This is a genomic window from Desulfobulbaceae bacterium DB1 (assembly GCA_001914235.1).
Classification (GTDB): Bacteria; Desulfobacterota; Desulfobulbia; order Desulfobulbales; family SURF-16; genus DB1.
This window is the reverse complement of the sequence record MQUF01000002.1, coordinates 1-26,465: the sequence shown is the minus strand read 5'-3', so window position 1 is coordinate 26,465 and position 26,465 is coordinate 1. Positions and strand designations below refer to the sequence as shown.

The window sequence follows — 26,465 nt, the reverse complement described above, 5'->3', positions numbered from 1 at the left end:
TATTTTTTTTAACATAAACGTAGTTTGGAGGAACGATAATGGCCTTACCGAAAAGAAGACACTCCCATTCCCGCACCAGAAAACGTCGTGCCCATGACGCATTGACCGCCCCATCCGTTGCAAAATGCGATTCCTGCGGCGAGCCCAAACTGCCTCATCGTCTCTGTTCCGGTTGCGGATCCTACAAAGGAAGATCCGTGATTGAACTGGGTGATGAGGAGCTTGCATAAAGATCGTCGTCCCTGCGGAAGCCGGTGACGGCTTCATCTGTGACACTGGACGTGAGAGATCTCTGCTTCATTGTTCGACAGGGCTTTCAGGGCTAAAGGAGAAAGTTTGTGCGTATAGCTCTTGATGCCATGGGAAGCGACCGCGGACCGGCGGAAATGGTAGCCGGTGCCGCGTTGGCTGTCCGTGAAGCGGATGTGCGCGTTACTTTGATCGGCAATGAGCACGAGATACGCCCTGCCATGGAAAAAGAGGGTATTTCTCATCTTGTCGATCTGGTTCCCACCACTCAGGTTGTCACCATGCATGATTCGCCCATTGAGGCGATTCGCAAGAAAATAGATTCCTCGATTGTCGTTGCTTTTGGAATGTTGAAAAGGGGAGAGGTCGATGCCGTGGTCAGTCCGGGTAATTCCGGCGCGGTCATGGCTGCCGCCATTAAATTTCTCGGCCGCCTGAAAGACATTTCCCGGCCGGGAATAGCCGGCGTCTTCCCTACCTTGAAAGGTCCGGTCGTGGTGATGGATGTCGGCGCCAATGTCGATTGCCGGCCAAAGCATCTCCTCCAGTTCGGCATCATGGCATCGGCCTTTTCCCGGGTCGTCTTCGGGGTGGAAAATCCGCGAGTCGGTTTGCTCAGCATCGGCGAAGAAGGCGGCAAGGGCAATGCCTTGGTCAAGAGCACCCATGGCCTGCTTGCCGCCAGTGTTTTGAATTACATCGGCAATGTGGAAGGGCGGGACACCTTTCAGGGAGATGTCGACGTCATTGTCTGTGACGGCTTTGTCGGCAATGTCTGCCTGAAACTGAGTGAAGGTCTGGCGGAAGCGATATTGACCATGCTTCGCGATGAAATCAGTAAGACCATGAAGGCCAAGCTGGGCTATTATCTGGCCAAGGACGCCTTTATGAATTTTAAAAAACGAGTGGATTACGCCGAATATGGCGGCGCCCCGCTTCTCGGCCTGAACGGCACGGGAGTAATCTGCCACGGCCGGTCGAACAGGCTGGCGATAAAAAATGCCATTCGCGTCGCCGATGAACTTGTGCGGAACAAGGTTAATGCTCACATCCTCACCATGCTTGAAAATACCGATATCGCTGCCATGGATGTCGAGCCGGGCGATGTCCCGGCTGGAGCGGCATAAATGACGCGAATGGTGGTCATCGGCACAGGCTCCTCCTTGCCTGCCCGCGTTTTGTCCAATGCGGATCTTGAGAAACTCGTTGATACCAGCGACGAATGGATAACCACGCGAACAGGAATCAAAAACCGTCGTATTGCCGCCAAGGGTGAGGAAACATCAAAGCTTGCCGCCGAGGCAGGTCGCCGGGCGCTGGAAATGGCGGGTATTGCCGCCGATCAGCTCGACGTGATCATTCTCGGCACCATCACCGCCGAGATGGGCATGCCATCCTGCGCCTGTCTGGTGCAGAAAGAGATCGGTGCGAAAAACGCCTTTGCCTTTGACCTTAATGCCGCCTGCTCCGGTTTTCTTTATGCCCTTGACCTGGCCGAAAAGTATATCAAGGCCGATCCCGGGCAAAAGATCCTGGTCATCGGCGCGGAAACCCTTTCCTCCAGGGTCAACTGGGAAGACCGCAATACCTGTGTCCTGTTCGGCGACGGGGCAGGGGCCTGCGTGGTCACCGGCACTGATGCAGACAGCGGCATGCTCGCCGGCCGGCTTTTTTCCGACGGCAGTCTCTATAAACTGCTTTTCATGAATACCGCGTCGAGCATGAACAAGGATTTGCAGCTGAAAGACAACGACGGCGCTTATATCCAAATGGCTGGTCGCGACGTCTTTAAATATGCAGTCCGCTCCATGGAGGATGCCGTCAAAAGCGTCCTTGAAAAGGAACGGGTTTCAATTGAGGATGTTTCCCTCATCATTCCCCATCAGGCCAATATACGGATTTTGCAAAGCCTGTCCGACCGGCTTGCCGTGCCTATCGAAAAAATCTACATTAATCTCGACAAATATGGTAATACATCGGCGGCGAGCATACCCATTGCCCTTGACGAGGCCAATCGTGAAGGCCGGATCCGCCGGGGGGATTACCTTCTGCTTTGTGCTTTCGGCGGAGGATTTACCTGGGGTGCTCTCCTGTTTCGATGGTAAATTTTGTGTTGATACTCATTTCTGTTTTAAGGAGTAGCTAGTGGATTATTTTTTGACCGAAGAACAACAGATGATCGTGGATGTGGCCAAACAGATCACCGATGAACTGATTATCCCCCAGCGGGCTGAATTGGATGAATCCGAAGAATTTCCCAGGGAAATACTCGATGCCGTTGCCCGGGCCGATCTTTTCGGTCTTTATATTCCCGAGCAATACGGCGGATTCGGCGGCGGGACATTTGATATCGTTCTGGCCCTTGAGCAGTTCGGACGGGGTTGTGTCGGCGTTGCTACCGCTTTTGCCGCCAGTGCTCTCGGTGCTTTCCCCATTCTGATCAGCGGCAGCGATGAGCTGAAAGAAAGGTATCTGCCCCCTATCGCCACCGGCGAAAAAAAGGCCGCCTTTGCCCTTACCGAGGCCAATGCCGGATCCGATGCCTCCGGAATTCAGACCACCGCGGTCCTCGATGGTGATCATTGGGTGCTGAACGGTACCAAGCAGTGGATCACCAATGCCGGTGAAGCCCAGGTATACACGGTCGTTGCGTTGACCGACAAAGCCAAGGGACCCCGTGGTGCTTCCATGTTCGTCGTTGAAGATACCGATCCGGGATTTTCTTACGGCGTCAAGGAAAAGAAACTCGGAATCAGGGCCTCATCAACCAGGGAGCTGATTTTTAAGGATTGCCGTATACCCAAGGACCGACTTGTCGGCCGTCAGGGTACCGGTTTTATCACCGTCATGAAAACCCTGGATAAATCACGTCCCGGTATTGCCATCCTCGGTGTCGGACTCGGCCAGGCGGCGATTGATGTGGCCGTGACCTATGCCAAGCAGCGGGTTCAGTTCGGCAAGCCGATTATTTCCTTCCAGGCGGTCCAGCATATGCTGGCCGACATGGCCATTCAAGTCGAGGCGGCCCGCGCCCTGGTTTATTCCGCCGCCAAACATATTGATGCCCATCCCAAGGATATGTCCAAGGCGTCATCCATGTGCAAGGTTTTTGCCACGGACATGGCCATGAAGGTAACGGTTGATGCCGTGCAGGTCTTGGGCGGATACGGTTATATGCGCGATTATCCGGTGGAGAAAATGATGCGTGATGCGAAAATACTGCAGATTTACGAAGGAACCAACCAGATTCAGCGAAATGTGGTCGGGCAGGAACTGAACAAGGAGTATACATAAGGCTGATGAAGATCATTGTCTGTATCAAGCAGGTTCCCGATGCCAAGGATGTTCGTCTTGACCCCAAGACCAACACCCTGTCCCGGGAAGGTGTCCAGTCCATAATCAATCCCTATGATCGTCATGCCCTTGAAGAGGCGGTTCGGATCAAGGAACAGCTCGGCGGAACCGTGACGGTTGTCACCATGGGCCCCCCCCAGGCCGCCGAGATATTGCGCGAAGCCGTTTCCTGCGGTGCCGATGAAGCCGTGCTGGTGTCTGATCGTGCTTTTGCCGGGGCTGACACCCTGGCAACCACATACACCCTGTCGCAGGCCGTCAAGAAACTCGGCGGCGCTGATCTGATTCTCTGCGGCAAGCAGGCCATCGACGGTGATACGGCCCAGGTGGGGCCTGGTCTTGCCGTGCGCATGAACATGCCTTATGTGACCTGTGTCAGGAAGGTGGTTGAGGCCGGGAAGCAATCATTTGTCGTCGAACGATTGATGGATGACGGCTATGATGAAGTGGAGATTTCCCTTCCCGCTCTTTTTACCGTGGTCAAGGAAATTAATGAACCGCGGCTGCCGTCGCTGAAAGGCAAAATGAAGGCCAAGAAACTTGTTATTACAACCCTTACGGCAGCCGATATCGATGCCGATGTGTGCCAGCTCGGATTGAAAGGGTCTCCTACCTGGGTGGTCAAGGTTTTTGCCCCGCAGTTGAAAGGTGACCGGTCAATGATCGAAGGCACGGTTGATGAAAAGGTCGATCAGTTGGCCGCAAAATTGATGGAATGGTGTTAGTCCTATGTTGTTGATTGATATAGACGCCTGTATCGGCTGTGGTTTGTGCGAAGCCAATTGCGCCTTTGATGCAATACATGTTGTTGACGGCATTGCGGAAGTGAATGAAAATTGTACCCTCTGCGGCGGTTGCGTCGATTTCTGCGAAGCAGGTGCATTAAAAATTGAAGGCAGGGAAAGCGAGGCGGTCAATAATCTTTCCCGCTGGTCCGGCATCTGGGTTTTTGCGGAATACCGTAACGGCCGGATTGCCCCTGTCACCCATGAACTGCTTGGTGCGGGCCGAAAACTTGCCGACAAAAAAAGAGTCCTCCTTTCAGCGGTGCTGTTGACCGATGCGCGTGGCACCGTGCCGCAGGAGTTGATATCCTACGGCGCCGACCAGGTGTATGTTGCCGAGGATCCGGCCTTTGCCCATTTTACCGATGATGCCTACGGCAATGCTCTTGAAGATCTGGCAAAGATCCACAGGCCCGAGGTCATTCTGGCCGGAGCCACGGCAATGGGGCGTTCATTCATTCCCCGGGTTGCCACGTCGCTCAAGACCGGGCTCACCGCCGATTGCACCCAGCTTGAAATCCAGGAAAGCGACGGCGCGCTGCTGCAGACCAGGCCGGCTTTCGGCGGCAATATCATGGCAACCATTGCCTGTGCCAATCGCAGGCCCCAAATGGCAACGGTCAGGCCGCTGGTGATGAAGGCGGTTATCCCTGATCCCGACCGCAGCGGCACCATAATCGAGTGCGTTATCAATCCGGCACGGTTGCAATCACGGGTCAAGGTTCGGAAGTTTGTGCCCCTGGAGGGTGACCAGATCAATCTCAACGAAGCTGATATCGTTGTTGCCGGAGGCCGGGGTCTGGAAAATGAAAAGGGATTTGCCCTTATTCGCCAACTTGCCGATCAGCTGGGCGGAGCGGTGGCTGCATCCCGGGCCGCGGTTGACAGCGGCTGGATTGCCTACCCGCATCAGGTCGGCCAGACCGGCAAAACCGTCAGCCCCAAAGTGTATATCGCCTGCGGAATTTCCGGGGCAATTCAGCATCTGGTCGGCATGCAGTCCTCCGACACCATTATCGCCATCAACCGTGATCCGGATGCCCCGATATTTGATGTGGCCACCTATGGTGTGGTCGGCGATGTTTTTGAGGTGCTGCCGAAGCTGATCAACAAACTGAAGGAAGCGCGCGCCCTTTAAAAAGGGTGTTTTTTCTCCATAAACAGGATAAAAGAGTGAACATGGTTTTAGCAGGAAAAATTGCCGTCGTCACCGGCGGGAGCCGCGGCATTGGCCGGGCCATCTGTTTGCACCTGGCTCGCAGCGGGGCTACGGTTATCGTCAATTATGTCAGCAGACCCGATGCCGCCGAGGCAACAGTCGCGGCAATCAAGGAAAACGGTGGCAATGGGGCGGCGTATCAATTTAATGTCTCTGATGCCGATCAGGTACAGGCTGCCTTTAAAAAGATTGTTGCCGATTTCGGTCGCGTCGATATTCTGGTGAACAACGCCGGAATCACTCGTGACGGATTGGTGGCCATGATGAAGGAAGAGTCCTGGGATGAAGTGCTTGACACCAATCTCAAAGGGGCTTTTAATTGCATCAAGGCAGTGAGTCGCCCGATGATGAAGCAGCGCTGGGGGCGGATCGTATCGATTACCTCGGTTATTGGGTTTGCAGGGAATGCTGGTCAGGCAAATTACGCGGCCGCCAAGGCGGGAATGGTCGGTTTGACCCGGTCGGTGGCCCGTGAGCTTGCGTCCCGCGGCGTCACGGTAAATGGCGTTGCTCCGGGTTATATTGATACGGATATGACCCGTGATCTGCCGGCGGAGGTAACTGAGAAAATTAAAGGTGAAATACCCATGAATTCATTGGGGACGGTTGATGATGTCGCTGCTGCCGTGGCCTATCTTGTTTCCGAGGAAGCACGATATGTCACGGGGCAGTTTATTCACGTCAATGGTGGCATGTACATGGGATAGGCAAAATCCACTTTGTGAACCCGGCAAGTGGGTTCTTGGTGGCAATGTGAAGGGTTGTAAGGAAAAAGTAAGGAGAAAAACATGTCTAAAGAAGAAAAACTTATTGATATCATTGTTGAGCAACTCAGTGTAGACAAGGCGAAGGTTGTTCCTGCCGCCTCTTTTGTCGATGACCTCGGCGCCGATTCCCTGGATCTGGTCGAATTGATCATGGCCATGGAAGAGGCATTTGACACCGAGATCCCCGATGAGGTTGCTGAAAAAATTACAACTGTTCAGCATGCCATCAACCACATTAACTCGCTGGGTTAATGACATGGATGGCCTTGAGGAGATTTCCTTGAGGCCATTCGCTGATTTTGTCGAAAAAAACGTTCTCCCTTGCGTTGTTAAAGAAGGATGTGTTGCAATATGCTGTTTTGACAATGAAGTTTGAGTCCGGTGAACGTATTTGTGAAGGTTCTGCAAAGAAAAAGTCGTTTGAGGTCGCACATGGCAAGAAGAGTTGTGGTAACCGGTTTGGGTCTGGTAACTCCCCTGGGGACAGGCGTTGAGAAAACTTGGAGCGGACTCTGCGCGGGAAAGAGCGGTATCGGTCCGATTACCCGTTTTGATACCAGCGATTATTCCGTTAAAATTGCGGCGGAAGTCAAAGATTTTAATGTTGAAGACTTTATCGATGCGAAAACAGCCAAGCATCTGGATCTCTTTGTCCAGTATGCCATCGCCGCGGCCGAGATGGCCTTGAAAGACGCCGATTTTGCCGTAACCGAGGAAAATGCCGTCCGGGTTGGTGTTATTACCGGATGCGGACTGGGTGGATTGCCGACCATCGAAAAATATCATCAGGTCGTTCTCGAGCGCGGACCGAAACGAATCACCCCTTTTTTTATTCCCATGGTCATCCCCAACATGGGGGCGGGCCAGATTTCCATCGTCAAAAAGGCGAAAGGTCCGAATCTGTCGGTGACCACGGCCTGTGCCGCAGGAACCCATGCCGTGGGTGAAGCCTTTCGCATGATCAGCAACGGCAGTTGCGATGTTGCCATTACCGGCGGCAGTGAGTCGGTTATCTGTCCGCTTGCCGTGGCCGGTTTCAACGCCATGAAAGCCTTGTCCCGGCGCAACGACGAACCCGAGCGGGCTTCGCGCCCCTTTGACCGTGACCGTGACGGCTTTATCATTTCCGAAGGTGCCGGTATCCTTTTGCTGGAAGAACTTGAGCATGCCAAAAAGAGGGGAGCGAAGATCTATGCCGAAATGGTCGGTTACGGTCTTTCCGGCGACGGATTTCACATGGCCGCCCCGCCTGAAGACGGCGACGGTGCGGTGCGCTGCATGCAAATGGCCCTCGCCGATGCCGGCATGAAAGGCGAGGATATTGATTATATCAATGCCCACGGCACCTCCACCCCGTTAAACGATGTGGTGGAAACACGGGCCATCAAAAAGGTTTTCGGTGATCATGCCGCAAAGCTTGCCGTCAGTTCGACGAAGTCGATGACCGGCCATATGCTTGGCGGCGCCGGAGGAATTGAGGCGGTTTTCACCGCATTGTCTCTTCATCATCAGATTATTCCTCCCACGGCAAATCTTGAAAATCCCGATCCCGAGTGCGATCTTGACTATGTTCCCGGTTCAGCCCGCAAGACGAAAATTCGTGCCGCCATGTCCAATTCATTCGGTTTCGGCGGTACCAATGCGGTTATCATCATGAAGCGTTTCGAGGGGTAATACGGTGAAAATAGCAATCGGCTGCGACCATGGCGGTATCTCCCTGAAAAAAAATGTTCTGTCCATTGTCTCGGAATACGGCCATCAGGTTGTTGATGTGGGAACTGATTCGGAGATGTCGGTGGACTACCCCAAATACGCCAAGGCGGTTTGCGATAAGGTGTCCGCAAACGAATGTGAAGCAGGCATTCTCATCTGCGGCACCGGTATAGGCATGTCCATGGCAGCCAACCGCAATAAGGATATCCGGGCGGCCTTGTGCGCCGATATGTTTACGGCGCGAATGAGCCGGGAGCATAACAACGCCAATGTGCTTTGCCTCGGTGCGCGGGTTATCGGGCCCGGACTGGCGGAAGAAATAGTGCGCACCTGGTTGACAACAGAGTTTGCCGGCGACCGTCATCTCCGGCGTATCGAAATGTTTTAATTATAAATTTTACCTTTTAGACAGAAAATATATGTCATTTCTAAAGGATGTTGATCCGGCAGTGTTTCGGGCCATAAAGTATGAACTTGAGCGTCAAACCAATCAGCTTGAGCTCATTGCCTCGGAAAATATTGTCAGCCCCGCGGTGCTTGAAGCGCAGGGGTCGATTTTTACCAATAAGTACGCCGAGGGGTACCCCAACAAACGCTATTATGGCGGCTGTGAATATGCCGACGAGGTCGAGTCCTTGGCCATATCCCGCGCCAGGGAACTTTTCGGCGCTGAATACGCCAACGTCCAGCCCCATTCCGGCAGCCAGGCAAACATGGCGGTTTATTTCGCCACACTGCAGCCGGGCGATAAGGTACTCGGCATGGATCTGGCCCATGGCGGCCATCTGACCCACGGCAGCAGCGTCAACTTTTCCGGGCAATTGTTTCAGTTTGTTTCCTACGGCCTCAATAAGGAAACCGGCAGAATCGACATGGACGAGGTTGAACGCATCGCCCTGGCCGAGAAGCCGAAGATGATCGTTGCCGGGGCCAGCGCCTATCCCCGCATTATTGATTTCGCCGCCTTTCGTAAAATCGCCGACAAGGTAAATGCCCTTTTCATGGTAGACATGGCCCATATTGCCGGGCTCGTGGCGGCGGGCATCCATCCTTCACCGGTGCCTCATGCCCATTTTGTCACCACCACCACCCATAAGACCATGCGTGGTCCGCGCGGCGGTCTCATCCTGGCCAAGGAAGAGTTCGGCAAGAAGCTGAACAGCAAGATATTCCCCGGCATCCAGGGTGGGCCTCTTGTCCATGTCATTGCCGCCAAGGCGGTGAGTTTCAAGGAAGCGATGAGTGACGAGTTCAAAATCTATCAGGCCCAGGTTGTCAAAAATGCCAGGGCCCTGGGGGAAAATCTGCAGAAATTCGGTTTTCAGCTTGTTTCCGGCGGCACGGACAATCATCTGCTTCTGGTTGATTTGAACAACAAGAATATAACCGGCAAAGAGGCGGAAAAAGTTTTGGAGGATGCGGGCCTGACGGTGAACAAAAACGCCATCCCCTTTGACACCCAGAGCCGATTTGTGACGGGCGGCGTCAGGATCGGCACCCCGGCGGTTACCACCAGGGGGTTGAAAGAGCCGGAAATGGCCCGCATTGCCGATTGGATCAACCGGGCGATCGACAACCGCCACAACAAGGAAGCTTTGGGGACCATACGGCTGGAAGTGCGCATGCTGTGTGATATGTTTCCTCTCTATCCTCATTTAGAACGAGAAGATGAGTGATCCCGTCCAACGGCCTTCCTGGTCCGAATATTTTCTCGCCATCACCCAGCTTGTCGCCCAGCGATCAACCTGCACCCGGAGAAAGGTTGGTGCTATCCTGGTCAGAGACAAAAGAATAATCGCCACCGGCTATAACGGCGCGCCGACCAAGGTGCGCCACTGCCTGGAAGTCGGTTGCCTGCGTGAGCAGCAGAATATCCCTTCCGGCGAAAGGCATGAGCTTTGCCGGGGGCTGCATGCGGAACAGAATGCCATTATTCAGGCGGCTCTCCACGGTGTCAGTGTTGAAGATTCCACTGTCTATTGCACCAATATGCCGTGCTCCATCTGCAGCAAAATGCTGATAAACGCCCGGGTGAAAGCTATTTACTACAAAGACGGCTATGCGGATTTTCTCGCGGCTTCCATGCTTGCCGAGGCCGGTATTCCTTTGATTCAGATGGAGAGTGGTGAATAAAGAGTATTCCCGGCTCCGAATCCGGCCCAGGATAAGTCATTCTTCCCGTGGTCTTTGTTCTTTTTTTCGTTTATTGCAGGCTTAATCATGAAATGTCCCTACTGTGGCCAACTTGATAATAAGGTGGTCGATTCCCGCCTCAATAAAGATTACACGATTACCCGCCGTCGTCGTCTCTGCGACTCCTGCGGCAGACGTTTCACCACCTACGAAAGATTGGAAGTGAGCATGCCGATGCTCATCAAAAAGGATGATCGCCGCGAACCATGGGATCGGAACAAGGTCGTTGCCGGGCTGAAAAAGGCATGCGAGAAAAGACCGGTCAGCATGACCCAGATCGAGGAGTTTGTCGACAATCTGGAAAGGGAACTGCAGGATATGGGGGAGCGGGAGATTCCGGTCCGGCTGGTCGGCGCACGAGTCATGGATGCCCTGCGCACAATCGACGAGGTCGCCTATGTACGATTTGCCTCGGTTTATCGGCAATTCAAGGACCTGAATGAATTCATGGATGAGCTGAAGGGGCTGCTGAGCGGCCGGGAAGATGAAAAAAAAGACTGATCCCGACATCGCTTTCATGAAAAGGGCGTTGCGGGAGGCACGCAAGGGACTGGGCGCAACATCTCCCAATCCAGCCGTCGGCGCGGTGGTGGTCAGGGACGGCAGCATCGTCGGCACGGGGTATCATAAAAAGGCCGGCACCCCCCATGCCGAAATTCATGCACTCCGGGCGGCGGGTGATGCGGCTCACGGGGCCACCATCTATGTCACCCTGGAGCCCTGCAACCATACGGGCCGCACCCCTCCCTGCACCCTGGCGATCCTTGCAAGCGGAATTAAGCGGGTTGTGGTGGGGATGCTTGATCCGAACCCGCTCGTTGCCGGCGGTGGGTGCGATTTTCTGCGGGAAAAGGGGCTTGACGTGCGCCGGAATGTTCTGGCTGATGAATGCCGGCGGTTGAATTTTCCTTTTATCAAGCATATCGTCACCGGGCTGCCCTGGGTGATCATGAAGGCCGGCTGCACCCTTGACGGAAGAATCGCCGCTGCCGACGGACAAAGCGGCTGGATCACCAATGAAAAGTCCAGACGCGAGGTGCACCGTCTGCGCCACCGGGTGGACGCTATCCTGGTCGGGGCCGGCACCGCGCTTGCCGATGATCCATCCTTGACAACGAGACTGCCGGGGAAAAAAGGAAAAGACCCCCTGCGTGTCGTGCTTGACGGGAAACTTCGGCTGCCGCTCGACGCTCAAATGCTGCGCCGGCAATCCTCTGCCCCGACCTGGATTTTCTGCGCCGATAATCCTGATGCCCGAAAAAGAAAATCCCTGGAAAAAGCCGGCGCCCGCGTTATTCCCGTCGGCACCGGAGAGAACGGTTTTCTCGACCTGGCGCAGGTTCTTCGTGAACTCGGAAAAAATCAGATCACCAGTCTGCTGGTTGAGGGGGGAGGCCGGGTTCATGGTTCCTTTCTCCGGGCCGGGCTGGTTGATCAGGTCAGTATTTTTCTGGCCCCCTTTTTTCTGGGCGCCGATGCGGTACCCGTGGTTGATACATTATCTCTGGCCTCGGTGCGGGACGGACGACGTTTTGTCACCAGCCGGGTCAAAAGGTTTGACGACGACGTGCTGGTGGAAGGGATTTTTTCTTCATCATTTGTGCTGGCGCATGGAACCGGCAATGATTAATTTCAAGGGCTGAGCCAGGAACAATGTTTACCGGAATCATTCAGGGAAAGGGAAAGCTGATAGAAAAACGACCTGCCGGCGGAGGATTGGTTTTCGGCGTTGAGGCGGATTTCGACCTTGCCGATCCGCAGGAGGGCGAATCCATCGCCTGCAACGGGGTCTGCCTGACGGCAAAAAAAATTGCCGGGCGCCGGTTTGAGGTGGATGTGTCGCCCGAGAGCCTGTCGCGCACCACTCTCGGCGATATCGGACTCGGCATGATGATGAATCTGGAACGGGCCTTGCGGCTTTCTGATCGTCTGGGCGGTCATCTGGTCAGCGGTCACGTTGATGCCGTCACCCCGGTGCTTGCACGAAGACCGGAGGGGGATTTTGTCCGTTTTGTTTTTGCGGTTCCCGAGGGCCAGGGGAAATACATTATTGAAAAGGGGTCGATTACCATCAACGGCATCAGCCTCACGGTGAATTCCTGCGATGACAAAACCTTTTCCGTGGCCATTATCCCTCATACCCTGGAAGTGACGACTCTGGGGCGTCTCAACCAGGGAGACATGGTCAATATCGAGGTTGACCTCATCGGCAAGTATGTGGAAAAGCTGCTGCTGTTCAATGACAGCGGGAAAAAACCGCAACCGTCGAAAATCAGCTCCGCCTTTCTGGCTGAGCACGGGTTTTTTTAAGGGACTTGGAAAATATTAATATACCTGGATCGCGTCCGGATTTTGGTCGGATTTGGTTGCACCGATTGAGCAAAATTACTATTTCAGCAATATTTGTCACTATCCAGCTTCATGGCGACAAAGTAAATAAAACCACGCACTGTAACTGTTCAGCAGTGCCGCAGATGCGGTGCTGTGGGATAGTTACCAATATTTAATTTCCGGCCCGGCCGGAAACAGGTGAATAATATGCCGGTAAGCAGTATTGAAGAGGCAATAGAGGACATTCGATCAGGCAAGATGATCATCCTGGTAGATGATGAGGATCGGGAAAACGAGGGTGATTTATACATGGCGGCGCAGATGGCCACGCCGGAAGCCATCAACTTCATGGCCACCCACGGCCGCGGCTTGATCTGTCTCACCCTGACCCCGGAGCTCCTTGACCGGCTGAAGCTGCCCATGATGGTGCAGAACAATCAGTCCCCTTATGAAACGGCATTCACGGTCAGCATCGAGGCGCGCCATGGGGTTACCACCGGTATTTCCGCGGCGGACAGGGCCCGTACCATTCAGGCGGCGGTTTCTCCCGATGTCAAACCGGAAGACCTCGTCAGCCCCGGCCATGTTTTTCCTTTACGGGCACGACGCGGCGGCGTCCTGGTGCGCACCGGGCAGACCGAAGGCTCGGTGGATATGTCCCGGCTGGCAGGGCTTACCCCCGCAGGGGTCATCTGTGAGATCATGAACGAAGACGGCACCATGGCCCGCATGCCTGATCTTGATGTTTTTGCCGAGAAACATGGTTTGAAGATCGCCACCATTGCCGATCTCATCAGCTACAGAATGCAAAAAGACAAACTTGTGCACCGGGCCGCTGAAACACGAATGCCTACCCGATACGGCGGTGAGTTCAAGGCCATCGTCTATACCAACGATGTGGATGATTTTGAGCACCTGGCCCTGGTCAAGGGTGATATCCGTCCGGATAAACCGGTTCTGGTCCGGGTTCACTCGGAGTGTCTGACCGGAGATGTTTTCGGTTCCATGCGCTGCGACTGCGGCGGCCAGCTGCAGGCGGCCATGCGCATGGTCGACAAGGAGGGCAGCGGGGTCATTCTTTATATGCATCAGGAAGGCAGGGGCATCGGACTGGCCAACAAGATCAAGGCCTATGCCCTGCAGGACAAGGGGATGGATACGGTTGAAGCCAATCTTGAACTGGGTTTCAAGGCGGATTTGCGCGATTACGGCATCGGCGCCCAGATTCTGCGGGACCTCGGGGTGAGCAAGATGAAGCTCATGACCAACAACCCGAAGAAAATCGTCGGTCTTGAGGGATACGGCCTGCAGGTTGTCGACCGGGTGAAAATTGAAATGCATCCGGTGCCGGACAACATCGGGTATCTGCGCTGCAAAAAAGACAAAATGGGCCATCTGCTTGAACTGGATAGCTCGGAAGAATAAAGGGAATCGGAGTAAAAAATGGCAAAGTATTTTGAAGGAAATTTACAGGCTGAGGGGCAGAAAATCGGTATCGTGCTGGCCCGTTTCAATTCTTTTATCGCGGAGCGTCTGCTGGAAGGCGCCCTTGACACCCTGCTGCGTTCCGGCGCGGGCGATGATGATATCGAGATAGCCCGGGTGCCCGGTGCCTATGAGATACCTCTGGTGGCGTTGAAAATGGCGCGTTCCGCCCGCTACGATGCGGTTATCTGTCTCGGCGCGGTGATCCGGGGCGCAACCCCGCATTTTGATTTCGTTGCCAATGAGGCGGCCAAGGGGATCGCCCAGGCAAGCATGGACACCGGCGTGCCGATCATTTTCGGCGTGCTGACCACCGACACCATCGAACAGGCCATTGAAAGGGCCGGTTCCAAGGCGGGAAACAAGGGCTCCGAGTGCGCCTCAGCCGCGGTTGAAATGGTCAATCTGCTCAAGAATCTCACATGAGTCTTCGACGGAAATCAAGGGAACTCGCCCTCCAATGCCTTTATCAGATTGATCAGAGCGGTAATTTTGAGGCGGATGTCGCCGGGATGAGTGATCATTTCGACGTCAATAAAAAAGCGGTTCCCTATGCCCAGGAACTTGTCGAAGGCATTCGCCTGCACTGGCAGGAATTGAACACGTTGATCGAGGATCATGCGAAGAACTGGCGGCTGACCCGCATGGCCGTCATCGACCGTAATATTCTCCGCATCGCCGCCTTTGAACTGACCCACATGAACGATGTTCCGGCATCCGTCGCTCTCAATGAAGCGATTGAAATAGCCAAGCGCTTCAGCACCGATGACGCCGCGCCCTTCATTAACGGCATCCTGGATTCCATGTGTCGCAGCGTCAGAAAAGCATAGCTTGCCGGCTTCGTAAAAAGTCTTTTTCCACCGCGGAGATCACAGAGGAATCTTTTTGTTATTACCGGTAATTTCAGCGTTCTCTGCGGGTTGATTATAGTTTTTACGAGATCATCACATATGATGGTTTCGTGAAAAATCATTTTTTTTCACCACAGAGATCACAGAGAAATATTTTTTATTACATGGAGTTATCTCTGTGTACTCTGTGTGCCCTGTGTGCTCTGTGGTAAATTTTTCGCTTTTCACAAGTCTGTCACATATGGCAAACGGCATAAAAAAACAATCGTACCATCCCACCCTGGGGCAGGAGGTTGCTGCTGTATTGGCATTGGTCTCCGCCCTTTTTCTGCTGCTCTGTCTTGTCAGTTTCACCCCGCCCGTGGAAAATTCCGCCGGCGCTTCCGCTGCCAACTGGTGCGGCATGGTCGGCCATTTCCTGGCGACTTTTCTTCTCGGTTTTCTCGGGCTCAGTTCCTTCTGGTTCCCGGTTCTTCTCTTCTTTTTCGGCCTCTCAATATTTTTCGCCGATTCTTCCCTCAATCGACTGCCCTTTATCTGCGGCGGCTGTACCGGGCTGTTGCTGGCGAGCAGCGGGCTTTTCGGCTCTCTGTCCTGGGAAAACCTGCCGTTTTTCGGTCGGGATTATCCTTTGGCCGGGTATGTGGGCGCCAATCTCTTTGATTTTATATCAAAATTTGTCGGCTGGACCGGCGCGTTTCTTTTTTTTCTTACCCTCCTTGTCCTGTCGCTCATGGCAACGGTTCGCTTTTCTCCCTTTTTCGTCGGCAAGCGAATGGTAACCACCTGCGGCACCTTGAACAGGAAAATTCGCGAACGTCGTCAGTTGAAGGAAAAAGCGGGAAATCCGCCGCAATCGCCGGTCGCGGGCAAAGAAAAGGGCGTGGATGATCCCGGACCGCTGCCGCTGATCATTCCTCAGCTGCATGAACCGGTTACCGTGAGGAGCAATACGGTCGCCACAGACTTCCAGCCGTTGCCGGTGAAATCGGGCGAGTATCATCTCCCTTCAATCGGCTTGCTGGACCTTTCGCCCGAGGACGAGGTGAAAATCGACCGGGAACATTATATCGAGGTCAGCCGGGCCCTTGAATTGAAACTGGCCGATTTCGGCGTCCAGGGAAAGGTTACCGGTATCTCTCCCGGACCGGTGATCACCACCTATGAATTTGCCCCGGCCCCAGGGGTGAAGATAAACAAGATTGTTGCCCTGGCCGATGACCTTGCCTTGGGACTGCAGGCGGAAAGCGTCCGGATTGTCGGCTCCATTCCCGGCAAATCCGCCCTGGGTATTGAAATTCCCAACCCGCACCGAAAAATAGTGACCATTCGCGACATAATGGCCACCGAAAAATTCCAAAAGGCGGAATCAAAGCTCACCCTGGGCCTCGGCATGGACGTGGTCGGCCGCCCGGTGTGCACTGATCTGGCCCGCATGCCGCATCTGCTCATTGCCGGCGCCACCGGGGCCGGCAAAAGCGTGGCGATCAATACCATCATCTGCAGCATACTGTTCAAGGCAACCCCTGATGAGGTGCGGTTGTTGATGGTGGATCCGAAGCGGATCGAGCTGTCCACCTATGAGGCGATACCGCATCTGCTGCATCCCGTGGTGGTTGACCCGAAAATGGCCAGCCGCGCCCTGCAATGGGCTGTCAGGGAGATGGAGCGCCGCTACCTGCTCATGGAGGAACAGCGGGTCAAGAGTTTTGCAAGCTATAACGAAAGCGCGGAAGAAAAGCTGCCCTACATCGTCATTATTATTGATGAGCTGGCTGATTTGATGATGGTTTCATCCAATGAGGTGGAAACCGCCGTGGCACGACTGGCTCAGATGGCCCGCGCCGCCGGCATGCATCTCATCCTGGCGACCCAGCGTCCTTCGGTGGATGTCCTGACCGGACTGATCAAGGCGAATTTCCCCACCAGGATGTCCTTCAAGGTTTCTTCCAAGATCGATTCCCGCACCATTCTCGATACAAGCGGGGCCGAGCATCTCCTCGGCGCCGGCGACATGCTGCTGCTGCCTCCCGGCTCGTCGCGGCTGAAACGGATACACGGCGCCTATATCTCCGAGCACGAATCGGAGCGGATCGTTAATTTCCTCAAGGAGCAGGCCTCCCCCCGGTATGATGAATCGGTCATGCAGGTGGTGGAAAAGGAAGATAACAATTCGGAGAACGGCGGGGATGAGGATTTCGACGAAAAATACGATGAGGCGGTGGCCTTTGTCTGCGAAGCGGGCCAGGCTTCCATTTCCATGATCCAGCGGCGTCTGCGGGTCGGTTACAACCGGGCGGCGCGCATGATCGAAACCATGGAAAAGGAAGGTGTCATCGGGCCATCCGACGGGGCGAAGCCGCGCGAGATTCTGGCCAAGAAAAATTATTGATGGTTTGATGGCCTCGCCGATAATCGACATAACCACTGACGGCCACGTCCACACCCGGCTTTGCCTTCACGCTGTCGGCGAAATGGAGGACTATGTCGAGGCTGCGTTGAAAGCCGGGCTGGGGAGAATAATTTTCCTCGAGCATTATGAAACCGGCATCTCCTATTTCGAACGCACCTGGCTGACCGATGATGATTTCGCCTTTTATCATGAGGAAGGGCGGCGTCTGGCCGCCAGGTATCAGGGGCTGATCGACGTCGGTGTCGGTGTCGAGGTCGGGGCGAATCCGGAAAGATTCGAGGAAACGATTGATTTTCTTCGGCGATACAGGTGGCACCGCATCGGCCTGTCCTATCATTACGTCCGGCATGGGGATGTTTTCGTCAACGTGGTGAGTCGCAGGAAAATCAACCTTGAGCTGATGGGAAAAATCGGTTTCGCCACCGTGGCTGACGCCTATTTTGACGGCTTGAAACAGGCGATCGAGGTGATTCCCGCAAATGTGGTGTGCCATCTGGACGCGGTGTTGCGCCATTGTTCGAATTTCTCGTTAGCCGACCGGCATGTCGCGGCCCTGCGAACAATTCTGGCATCGATGGAGAAAAGAAAGATTGCCCTTGAGGTCAACACCTCGGGTTATGCCCTGCGCAACCAGCCGTTTCCCGCGCCCTGGATAGTGCGGGAGGCGATGGGCATGGGCGTCAGCCTGGTTGCCGGTTCCGATGCCCATCGGCCCGAGGATGTCGGTCGTTTTTTTGAAAGGTTGCCGGCCCTGGTGGCCTGAAAGCGGTTTACTCCAGGGTGATGACAAGCGGAATGATGTGCAGGGCGCTGGAGACGGACTTGGTGTGTTTGAGCGCCCATCCCTTGCATTTCGGGCTGCCGCCGAGCCGTTTCTCGATATCGGCGACAAGCCCCTTGATATTGATCACCGGGTGTCTGGAAAAAACCTCGGGCAGTCCGTAAGTGAGGTTGCATGCCAGACATTTGTTGGGCCGCTGGATGAGATGCAGGGCAAAATACAATTCCTGTGTTTCGGGCAGGTGATTGGTGAATTTAAGGGAAATATCGTAAGCACCCTCGGCGGCATCTCCGAACAGGGCTTCAAAAAATTCATCAGCGCGTTGCCGGGGGAAGAGCTCCCGAAGGACGTCGTCGGTGAATATGTCGTTTATCTCAGCCATTTACAGCAAACCTCCGGTATGGATAATAATACGTAGTCTTTTAATATTGTTTATATTTTTCATACTACTTTTTTTGAAACTTCTGGTCAAATTTAAAATAAAAATACAATTCTTCATGAAACAGCAAAGCCTTTTTCCGGTGGACACGATGGGCGGGGAACCGGGAAATTCCCGTATCAAAGCAAATGACCTCAATGCCGCCCAGTTTGAGGCGGTGCATTGCATCAACGGGCCGGTGCTGGTTATTGCCGGTGCGGGCAGCGGCAAGACGCGCACCCTGGTGTACCGGCTTGTTCATCTTGTCGAGCAGGGGGTGTCGCCGGAAAATATCCTGCTGCTGACCTTTACCCGCAAGGCTGCCCATGAAATGATCGGCCGGGCGGCCAATCTGCTCGATGATTCCTGCCAACGGGTGATGGGCGGAACTTTTCATGCCGTTGCCAATCTGCTTCTGCGCCGTTATGGACGCCATATCGGCTACGAACCCAACTTCACCATCCTGGATCGGGCCGATGCCGAGGGCATCGTCAATCTCATCAAGTCGTCCCTTGATTTAGGGGGCGCCGGCAAACGTTTTCCCTCGAAAAGGGTTATCCTAAATATCATCAGCGGCTCGGTCAACAAGTCCTTTCCCTTTGAGGAGCTGGTCGCGGCCCAATACGTCCACCTGATTGAATTTCTCGGCGACTTGCTGCGCATACGCGACCATTATCATCAGTTCAAGCGTGATCACGGCCTGATGGATTATGACGACCTGCTGGTTCATTTTCGTGATCTGCTGGCGCGCAATGAGGATGTCCGGCGGGAGGTGTCGTCCCGTTTCCGCTATGTGATGGTGGATGAATACCAGGATACCAATCATATTCAGGCGGAAATCGTCAGACTGGTGGCCTCCGAGCATGACAACGTCATGGCCGTGGGTGACGACAGCCAGTCCATCTATAGTTTCAGGGGCGCTGATTTTCGCAATATCATGGATTTCCCGAAGATTTTCCCGGGCACCAGGCTCATCCGGCTTGAGGAAAATTATCGAAGCAGCGAAACGATTCTGCAAGCCACCAACGCCATCATCGAACAGGCTCGGGAAAAATACACCAAAAAACTTTTCAGTTCCATTGCCGGCGGCGAGAAACCGTCGATCTTCGCCGCGCGTGATGAAGGGGAGCAGGCCCGCTTTGTCACCAAACAAATCATCGAACTGCATGAAAAGGGCCTTCCCTATCACGAGATGGCCGTTCTCTTCCGCTCCGGCTATCATTCCTACAAACTTGAACTTGAATTGAGCAACAGCCGGATTCCTTTTGAAAAAAGAGGCGGATTGAAACTGACTGAAACCGCTCATGTGAAAGATGTGCTTTCCTATCTGCGGCTGGTGGAAAATCATGAAGATACCCTGTCCTGGAACAGGATTCTGCTCCATTTGCCCAAGGTCGGACCAAAAACCGTCCAGAAAATCGTTGAATCCCTGCGGACCGCGGAAGACCATCTTGCCGTTCTCAAAAATTTCAATGCCGCCCCCGCCTGGCGGCAGGATTTCCAGGAACTGGTGAAAATGTTTTACGACATGCGCGGCGGTCTTTCTCCTGCCGGCCGATTTGACCGGGTCATGGAATATTACCAGCCGGTCTTTGAACGGCTGTATCATGATGACTTTCCCAGCCGCAGCCGTGATCTGGAGCAGTTGAAGATTATCGTCGCCGGGTATAAGGATCTGCGGTCATTTTTAGATGATACGGCCCTTGATCCGCCTGAATTAACCGATCCTTTTGCCGCGCAGGTCAAGGATACCCTCATTCTGTCGACGGTTCATTCGGCCAAAGGCCTGGAATGGGACACGGTTTTTGTCATCACCCTGGCCGACGGCAAATTCCCTTCCTCCCATTGCGCCGCTTTTCCCGACCAGTATGAAGAGGAAAGGCGACTTCTCTACGTGGCTGCGACCAGGGCGAAATCACGGCTCTTTTTTTGCTATCCCAGGGAAACCATCGCTCCCGACAGATCACGCCATTATTCCTCCATATCTCCCTTTCTTGCCGACCTGCCGCCGGGACTCGTTCAAAACAGCCCTGCCGGAGGAACCGGTTTCGGCGCATACGGAGTGCATTCCCCGGCGATACCGGCGCAGACATCCTCAGCGTACCCGGCAGCGAGGGGCACAGCCGTTTCAGCGCCGGATCAGCTCGGCGGTAAAATCACCTCAACCCGCGATCTCAGTCTCGGCATGCAGGTGAAACACGGATTTTTCGGCAACGGCCAGGTGCAAAAAATAGCGGGCGACAAAACCGTTGATGTTTTTTTCCCCCGCCACGGCCTGAAAACCCTGCGGCTTGATTATGCCAATCTGGTAATAGCTTGATTTGAAACAGAAAAAATAATCAGGAGCAAAGCCGGGGAAATTTCCTGGGGCAGACGGCGCAATAGAAATCTAAACATATCCTGACAGCATCCTAATATGCATGATGTATCTTCTTTGAAAATTCAAGGAGGATGATTATGAAATGTTGCTATTTGTCCGTTTATGCAAACGACTTGTTTTCCTGGCAGGTTGCCGCCTGTCAAGCCAGACAGGGCAGGTATGTCCCCAGCATATCGGAGCTTGAGAATCTGTGCGGGAAAGACCATGCGGCCTGTCCCTATTATCCGGCCGCGTCGATGGGAGGAATTGATTTCCACCGCCGACAGGAGTCCGAGCCGGCATTTGCTTCCTGAGCAGGGGATTTTCGTGCGGCACCGCCGGTGTTCTGCAGATTGTGGCGCGCTACGCATGCACAATCTAACCCTGCTGAAAAACAACCAGGGAAGTCTGGAAACCTAACTCCGGCAAGCCGGTCGACAACGGATAACAGAACGCCGCTTGCTCTGCATGAGAATCCTCCCCCGCTCCATCACTTGACAACATTGACCAGGGCCGGGCCGCGCTGCACCGTGCGGTGGTATTCCACAGCCGGCGCTCCAAAGGCCATGGCAAATCCCAGGGTGTGATTTGCCGGGATGCCGAGCCGACCGACCAGGTCGGGGCAGAGGGAGACCACCATCATGAACAGGCCGTCCCACACCGTGCCGACACCCCGGGCATGGGCCATGAGCTGGAAGGTGGTCAGGGCGATGTGGGTGTCCTGCACCGGACAGGGGGCGTCCTGCGGGGCGCTTGTCACCAGCAGATGCGGCGCCCCCCGGAAGATGATGTCCTTGCCCGCCTCCTGCCAGGCCTGCACGGCCCGGCCGAGATACTGGCCGAGAAAGCCCTCCGGCAATTGCCCGCTATCCTTCAGGTGCGCCAGACGCGCCATCACCTCTGCCCGCAGGGTATCCATGACCGTCCGCTGCTTGACCACGGTGAACAGCACGCTGCGGGCGTTGACGCCAGTCGGGGCATGGCAGGCAATCTCCAGCAGCTCGTCAATCATTTCAGGCGGCAGGTCCTCCTGCTTATAACGGCGGACGGACCGCCGGCCCTTGATCAGGGTTGCCAGCCGGGCGGGGTCCGGCATATTGCCGGCAAGCACAACACTCTCATCGGGATTTCTACCGAGAATCGATACGGCAGCGGTGGGGCATACGGCAAGACAGTGCTGGCACTGAAAGCAGCCCTGCTCGTCGGTGATCACCGGGAACTCCTCCAGGGTGATGACCCCGGCCGGACATTCAACCTCGCATTCGCCACACTGGATGCAGAGCTCCTCATCAACGTGAAACTGGATCATTGTAGCCTCCTTTTATTCCTCAATGCGATTGCTCGGCTTTTCTCTTTAAATCAACGAACCTCACTCTTTTAATGGGTGACCCCTTTCTTCATAAACTCTTTGGCTCAGTGAGTAATTTCAGTCCTTCAAGAATTTCGCCCATTCTTTTTTCCGATACCTTGCCAATTAATTCTGTCAATTCACTTTTGTTGACCGTATAGATCTGGGAAATATTGACAACGTTTTTTTTAGGCAAATTAGCTTCCCCCATATTTAGGGTTATGTTTCCAGGGGCCTGTCCTCTTTTTAAATTTGATGTCAAAGTGCAGACAACAACCGTGTTTATGTTGCTTGAATTAAATAGGTCCTTGAATAGGGCCACGGTAACTACTTTTATGGCATCGGTGAGTAAGGTGCCATATTTGTCCTGGAAGATAATGCCTCTTTGCCCTTGCCATTACGCCAATAGAACCATCTATATTTGTATTTTTGACATCAAAATCGCCATTATAAACTGAAATATGGGCACAAATTGATACTTATTGCTTTTACTTTTAAATAGTTAGCGTGGCCCGACCCCATCCGGCCGGCATAATCCTCTTTGTTTTTTGACACTTGATCCATTATCCGAGGATAAACCTCTTCAATCCTTGATTGGATTTGAATAGCGCTGAACTGATATATTGGGTCAATTGATATTACGTTACCACCGTTGGCAGATAATTCTGCATTAAAACAAGCTGGCCCATCTCCACAGCCAAGTAACTTCTTTCTAAGATCGTCACTTGATAGCGAGAACATTTCTTTGTACTCGCTGAAGGATCTTCCCCACGGTACTACTTCTGATAACTCCACGATGATTCCTATTGTGTATAACAGTGCTAATCAGCCGCGCGGCTTTTTGCGTCGGCTGCATTAGCCTTGTGTACGCCCGGCATGGGCGTGATCTTATGGGGTGAAAGTCCCCTGTATGTAAACCCGTTACTGTCGTGAGACAGGAACAAAATACTAGCCGAAAGCAAGGGCGATCTCGCGAGGGATCGTCCGAAGGAAGCTGGAGCGCAAAACTATGAGCCGACGAACAGAAATGGCATACAAGGCCAAGCCTCCGGGTAAGTCAGCACAACATGACAAAGCCCCGGGTTTAGGAGGCACGGTAAATGCCGCGGTTGTGTAGCGACAGATCACGTCCTTATCCGGGGAGACCTGCCCGGCAGGCGGTCCAGGCAACATCGGGCAGCATCCGGCATGGAAACATGTCGGAAGACCGGGCAGGAGTCAGCCGAGGTCATAGTAGTTCCTCTCATGGGAACGAAGGACCGAACTCAGAGCAGGGAAAAGGCCCGGCAAGCTCGACCAACGCCATGAACCCGTCCGGGGGAGCGAATGGTCGGCGCGTTGCAGATCCGCCCAATCCCGATGAACACCTGCTGGAACAGATTCTTTCCCGGCCGAACATGACCATGGCCTGGGAACGGGTCAAGGCCAACAAGGGAGCGCCGGGCGTGGATAACATGCCCATTGACGATTTCCTGGCCTTTGCCCGCGAACACTGGGAGAAAATCCGTTCATCCATCTTTGCAGGCACCTACCAACCCATGCCGGTCAAGCGGGTAGAGATCCCGAAAGCAACAGGCGGCACCCGCCCCCTGGGGATTCCCGCCGTGCTTGACCGCCTGATCCAACAAGCCATTGCCCAGGTTTTGCTGCCGATCTTTGACCCGCACTTTTCGGAATCGAGTTTCGGATTCCGTCCGGGACGTTCGGCCCACAATGCCGTTTACCAGGTTCGTGATTACATCCGCAAGGGACATCGCGTCGCAGTGGATGCCGACCTGGCGAAATTTTTCGACACCGTGGAGCACGACGTCCTCATGTGCCGGGTCAGCAGAAAGGTGCGCGATAAGCGCGTCTTGCAGCTGATCGGCAAGTACCTGCGGGCTGGGGTGATGATCAACGGCCGCAGGGAGGAAACCCGCAAGGGCGTTCCCCAGGGCGGGCCGCTGTCGCCGCTTCTGGCCAACATCCTCCTGGATGACCTCGATAAGGAACTGGAGAAACGCGGACATCGTTTCGCCCGCTACGCCGATGACTTTGTCATTTTGGTGAAGAGTCGCCGGGCGGCGGAACGGGTCATGGCGAGCGTCACCCGCTTTCTTGAACGCAAGCTCAAGCTTAAGGTCAATCAGGACAAAAGCAAGGTGGCCTCAACCAACGAGATCACCTTTCTCGGTTTTACCTTCAAGGGAGCCAGTATCCGCTGGTCGGACAAGGCGTTTGCCAGATTCAAGCAGCGCGTCAAGGAACTGACCGGCCGGAGCTGGGGTGTCTCCATGGAATACCGTCTTATCAAGCTGGCCGAGTACCTGCGCGGCTGGATGGGCTACTTTGGGAAATCGGAGCATTATCGACCAATCCCGGAAATAGACCACTGGCTACGCCGCAGGGTGCGCATGTGCTATTGGAAGCAATGGCGATACTGCCGCACCAAGGTTCGTGAGCTGACAAAGCTTGGAACTTACCTGCGAACCGCTATTTCGGCCGGCATGAGCCGGAAAGGTCCATGGCGGCTCTCCCGCACGCTGGCCACCCAGTCGGGCATGACCAATCAGTGGCTTAAGGATCAAGGTTTGCTGTCTGTCAAAGATCTGTGGGTAAACATCCATTACCCGGCTACGGCTCGGTAGCCTTTGGGAACCGCCTGGTGCGGACCCGCATGCCAGGTGGTGTGGGGGCTGGGGGAGAAAATCCCCCGGCTACCCGATTAGACACTTGAAAGCAACACTATCGAACCTACAGCAAAGGCTATAGCGACTATTTTTTTTAAATCCATCCTTTCAGTTCCCATTAGAACAGAAAGGAGCAGAGCAATAATGAAACTCATATTTGCAATTGGCACTACAACACTAGCTTGCGCAACTTTAAGACCAAGAATTAGGAAATTCACAATGCAAAATACAAGAACACCAGACACTAAGGAATAAAGAGCCTTCCTTTTGGTTACAATAAAGCGTTTTTCAACATATTTAGCGTAGAATGCCCCGCCAACAATCCAGCAGAGCGCAGCCAATAAAATGATTGCGTTCTTATCTACTGACGCAAGTAGACCAATTTTGGTTACAACACCGTATGCAGCACGAAGTAACGATGCAAATACTACCAACCAAAAAAATATTTTTGTTGTACGACTGACTGTTTTGCCGTTGTTGCTTTTGTATAAAAGCAACACGGAAATGATGCCAAACATAATGCCAGTTAGTTTATAGAATTCAATGCTCTCACTTAAAAACACAAAAGACAGAATAACTACCCCAATGGTGTTCAGACGGTATACGGTGGACCCAAGACTCACGTCGATGTGAGTAAGACCCTCAATTAATGAAATGTTAGCTGCCGCCAAAATGATACCTGCCAATACCCCATATTGGATTGTTAGAATATCAAAGCTGAATGAAATTATGGAGAAAGATGAGTATAAAATTTGCAAAATTGCCCATGTAAAACCAACGCCTAGAATATACATGCCTCTTGATCGGTTTTTAGCGGCATATTTTTTAAAAATTACGTCGTTAATGCCCGCAAAAAGCATGCTTAGCAAGGCAAAATTTACTCCTTGGGTCAATATCAAGTTTTTTTACTCCGCTGTCTAACGCCGTTTTTAACCTGCCGCCGCCACTGAACTGGATTCGGAGAACGCGGCTCCCGGCGGTCAGGTTGAAACAACGTTGCCGCTGTGCCGCTGGGGCGCTGCCGCTGGGGTCGGGCCACGGTAACTATTTGGAAATCAATAATTAAGATCCCAATAATAGGCGTTTTGAGCCCCTATATCGTCTTTTTTGCCATCAAAATTGGCAATATAGGTTCCCATGCTTTCCCGAAGTTGAAATCCTGTCTCATTTTCAAGAATTTTGCGTCCTTTGGCTAATATTCCCAATTTCTCTTTGATCATCTCGGTAAAACTTCTACTTCCCACCGCTATGCTCTCAGTCCATTGACTTTGTCTTTGACGGAAGGTGCCCGCATGCGTCAGGGCTTCGTCTATCAACTCTTTGTGCGTTTTCCGAAAAGCATCATACGTTGCAAAACCTGCCAGGTCAGCAAGCTTTTGATATGCTATCAACACAGATTTTCGGCGTGGCTCCTGAATTTCTCCATATCCACCGAAAGGCCATTCTGACGGATGAGAGACTACGCCGGCACGCACCATATTCAAGTCAATGTACACAAGACACCTGAGCAGGTGCTGTTCAGATTCTACA

General features: G+C 53.7%; 28 protein-coding genes and 1 pseudogene. 23 read left to right on the top strand and 6 right to left on the bottom strand.

All coding sequences use genetic code 11. The annotated features are described in order from the left end of the window. The first annotated feature begins 38 nt into the window (after positions 1-38). The 20 genes from BM485_00840 (at position 39) to BM485_00745 (ending at position 18,123) form a co-directional block, all read left to right on the top strand. A complete protein-coding gene (locus BM485_00840; protein ID OKY76659.1) occupies positions 39-230 on the top strand; it encodes a 50S ribosomal protein L32 in 192 nt (63 codons plus the stop codon). Between the two features lie 108 nt (positions 231-338). Beyond that, positions 339-1,376, top strand: coding sequence for a phosphate--acyl-ACP acyltransferase (locus BM485_00835; protein OKY76658.1), 1,038 nt, complete (start codon positions 339-341; stop codon positions 1,374-1,376). Then, a complete protein-coding gene (locus tag BM485_00830) occupies positions 1,377-2,354 on the top strand; it encodes a 3-oxoacyl-ACP synthase (protein ID OKY76657.1) in 978 nt (325 codons plus the stop codon). It abuts the gene before it with no gap. 40 nt (positions 2,355-2,394) lie between these two features. Next, positions 2,395-3,543: an acyl-CoA dehydrogenase gene (locus BM485_00825; protein OKY76656.1), complete on the top strand. Its 1,149-nt coding sequence runs from the start codon at positions 2,395-2,397 to the stop codon at positions 3,541-3,543. A gap of 5 nt (positions 3,544-3,548) precedes the next feature. Further along, complete coding sequence (locus BM485_00820) at positions 3,549-4,328, top strand: electron transfer flavoprotein subunit beta (GenBank protein OKY76655.1); 780 nt, start codon at positions 3,549-3,551, stop codon at positions 4,326-4,328. A gap of 4 nt (positions 4,329-4,332) precedes the next feature. Then, positions 4,333-5,526, top strand: coding sequence for an electron transfer flavoprotein subunit alpha (locus BM485_00815; GenBank protein ID OKY76654.1), 1,194 nt, complete (start codon positions 4,333-4,335; stop codon positions 5,524-5,526). Positions 5,527-5,567: 41 nt separating this feature from the next. Then, positions 5,568-6,314, top strand: coding sequence for a 3-oxoacyl-[acyl-carrier-protein] reductase (locus BM485_00810; GenBank protein ID OKY76908.1), 747 nt, complete (start codon positions 5,568-5,570; stop codon positions 6,312-6,314). 81 nt (positions 6,315-6,395) lie between these two features. After that, positions 6,396-6,626 carry an acyl carrier protein gene (locus BM485_00805; protein OKY76653.1) on the top strand — a complete coding sequence of 77 codons (231 nt, stop codon included), beginning with the start codon at positions 6,396-6,398 and terminating at the stop codon, positions 6,624-6,626. A 180-nt stretch (positions 6,627-6,806) separates the two neighbouring features. Next, positions 6,807-8,048: a beta-ketoacyl-[acyl-carrier-protein] synthase II gene (locus BM485_00800; GenBank protein OKY76652.1), complete on the top strand. Its 1,242-nt coding sequence runs from the start codon at positions 6,807-6,809 to the stop codon at positions 8,046-8,048. A gap of 4 nt (positions 8,049-8,052) precedes the next feature. Next, positions 8,053-8,475, top strand: a complete 423-nt coding sequence (locus BM485_00795; protein ID OKY76651.1) for a ribose 5-phosphate isomerase B — start codon at positions 8,053-8,055, stop codon at positions 8,473-8,475. A gap of 31 nt (positions 8,476-8,506) precedes the next feature. Further along, complete coding sequence (locus BM485_00790) at positions 8,507-9,763, top strand: serine hydroxymethyltransferase (protein OKY76650.1); 1,257 nt, start codon at positions 8,507-8,509, stop codon at positions 9,761-9,763. Further along, complete coding sequence (locus BM485_00785) at positions 9,756-10,220, top strand: cytidine deaminase (protein OKY76649.1); 465 nt, start codon at positions 9,756-9,758, stop codon at positions 10,218-10,220. The genes BM485_00790 and BM485_00785 overlap by 8 nt, the downstream gene beginning before the upstream one ends. A gap of 87 nt (positions 10,221-10,307) precedes the next feature. Continuing rightward, entirely contained in the window at positions 10,308-10,781 is a 474-nt protein-coding gene (locus tag BM485_00780) for a transcriptional regulator NrdR (protein ID OKY76648.1), read from the top strand. Continuing rightward, complete coding sequence (locus BM485_00775) at positions 10,765-11,910, top strand: riboflavin biosynthesis protein RibD (GenBank protein ID OKY76647.1); 1,146 nt, start codon at positions 10,765-10,767, stop codon at positions 11,908-11,910. The genes BM485_00780 and BM485_00775 overlap by 17 nt, the downstream gene beginning before the upstream one ends. 23 nt (positions 11,911-11,933) lie before the next feature. Further along, entirely contained in the window at positions 11,934-12,590 is a 657-nt protein-coding gene (locus tag BM485_00770; protein OKY76646.1) for a riboflavin synthase subunit alpha, read from the top strand. A 228-nt stretch (positions 12,591-12,818) separates the two neighbouring features. Beyond that, complete coding sequence (locus BM485_00765) at positions 12,819-14,036, top strand: bifunctional 3,4-dihydroxy-2-butanone 4-phosphate synthase/GTP cyclohydrolase II (protein OKY76645.1); 1,218 nt, start codon at positions 12,819-12,821, stop codon at positions 14,034-14,036. Between the two features lie 18 nt (positions 14,037-14,054). Then, positions 14,055-14,522 carry a 6,7-dimethyl-8-ribityllumazine synthase gene (locus BM485_00760; GenBank protein ID OKY76644.1) on the top strand — a complete coding sequence of 156 codons (468 nt, stop codon included), beginning with the start codon at positions 14,055-14,057 and terminating at the stop codon, positions 14,520-14,522. Further along, positions 14,519-14,926 carry a transcription antitermination factor NusB gene (locus tag BM485_00755; protein OKY76643.1) on the top strand — a complete coding sequence of 136 codons (408 nt, stop codon included), beginning with the start codon at positions 14,519-14,521 and terminating at the stop codon, positions 14,924-14,926. The genes BM485_00760 and BM485_00755 overlap by 4 nt, the downstream gene beginning before the upstream one ends. A gap of 301 nt (positions 14,927-15,227) precedes the next feature. Beyond that, complete coding sequence (locus BM485_00750) at positions 15,228-17,339, top strand: cell division protein FtsK (protein OKY76906.1); 2,112 nt, start codon at positions 15,228-15,230, stop codon at positions 17,337-17,339. Positions 17,340-17,358: 19 nt separating this feature from the next. After that, positions 17,359-18,123, top strand: a complete 765-nt coding sequence (locus BM485_00745; GenBank protein ID OKY76907.1) for a hypothetical protein — start codon at positions 17,359-17,361, stop codon at positions 18,121-18,123. A gap of 7 nt (positions 18,124-18,130) precedes the next feature. Here BM485_00745 and BM485_00740 read toward each other — a convergent pair whose 3' ends face one another. Then, complete coding sequence (locus BM485_00740) at positions 18,131-18,523, bottom strand: pancreas/duodenum homeobox protein 1 (GenBank protein OKY76642.1); 393 nt, start codon at positions 18,521-18,523, stop codon at positions 18,131-18,133. Positions 18,524-18,638: 115 nt separating this feature from the next. On the opposite strand from BM485_00740, the gene BM485_00735 reads away from it, so the two are divergent. Beyond that, positions 18,639-20,879: a DNA helicase UvrD gene (locus tag BM485_00735; GenBank protein OKY76905.1), complete on the top strand. Its 2,241-nt coding sequence runs from the start codon at positions 18,639-18,641 to the stop codon at positions 20,877-20,879. A 137-nt stretch (positions 20,880-21,016) separates the two neighbouring features. After that, complete coding sequence (locus tag BM485_00730) at positions 21,017-21,232, top strand: hypothetical protein (protein OKY76641.1); 216 nt, start codon at positions 21,017-21,019, stop codon at positions 21,230-21,232. A gap of 176 nt (positions 21,233-21,408) precedes the next feature. On the opposite strand, the gene BM485_00725 is transcribed toward BM485_00730, so the two are convergent. The 3 genes and pseudogenes from BM485_00725 to BM485_00715 all read right to left on the bottom strand — a co-directional run bounded on the left by BM485_00725 (position 21,409) and on the right by BM485_00715 (position 23,007). Next, the gene (locus BM485_00725; protein ID OKY76640.1) at positions 21,409-22,227 is read right to left on the bottom strand and encodes a nitroreductase; all 819 of its coding nucleotides are present in this window, start codon (positions 22,225-22,227) and stop codon (positions 21,409-21,411) included. 88 nt (positions 22,228-22,315) lie between these two features. Beyond that, complete coding sequence (locus tag BM485_00720; protein OKY76639.1) at positions 22,316-22,645, bottom strand: PemK family transcriptional regulator; 330 nt, start codon at positions 22,643-22,645, stop codon at positions 22,316-22,318. 152 nt (positions 22,646-22,797) lie between these two features. Continuing rightward, positions 22,798-23,007 (bottom strand): annotated as a pseudogene (locus BM485_00715) (SAM-dependent methyltransferase). Positions 23,008-23,570: 563 nt separating this feature from the next. On the opposite strand from BM485_00715, the gene BM485_00710 reads away from it, so the two are divergent. Then, positions 23,571-24,893 carry a group II intron reverse transcriptase/maturase gene (locus BM485_00710; protein ID OKY76638.1) on the top strand — a complete coding sequence of 441 codons (1,323 nt, stop codon included), beginning with the start codon at positions 23,571-23,573 and terminating at the stop codon, positions 24,891-24,893. A gap of 77 nt (positions 24,894-24,970) precedes the next feature. Here BM485_00710 and BM485_00705 read toward each other — a convergent pair whose 3' ends face one another. Together BM485_00705 and BM485_00700 are read right to left on the bottom strand one after the other, a co-directional pair. After that, complete coding sequence (locus BM485_00705; GenBank protein OKY76904.1) at positions 24,971-25,828, bottom strand: hypothetical protein; 858 nt, start codon at positions 25,826-25,828, stop codon at positions 24,971-24,973. A 162-nt stretch (positions 25,829-25,990) separates the two neighbouring features. Beyond that, positions 25,991-26,465 (bottom strand): hypothetical protein (locus tag BM485_00700; protein OKY76637.1); only part of this gene is annotated, 475 nt, incomplete at its 5' end.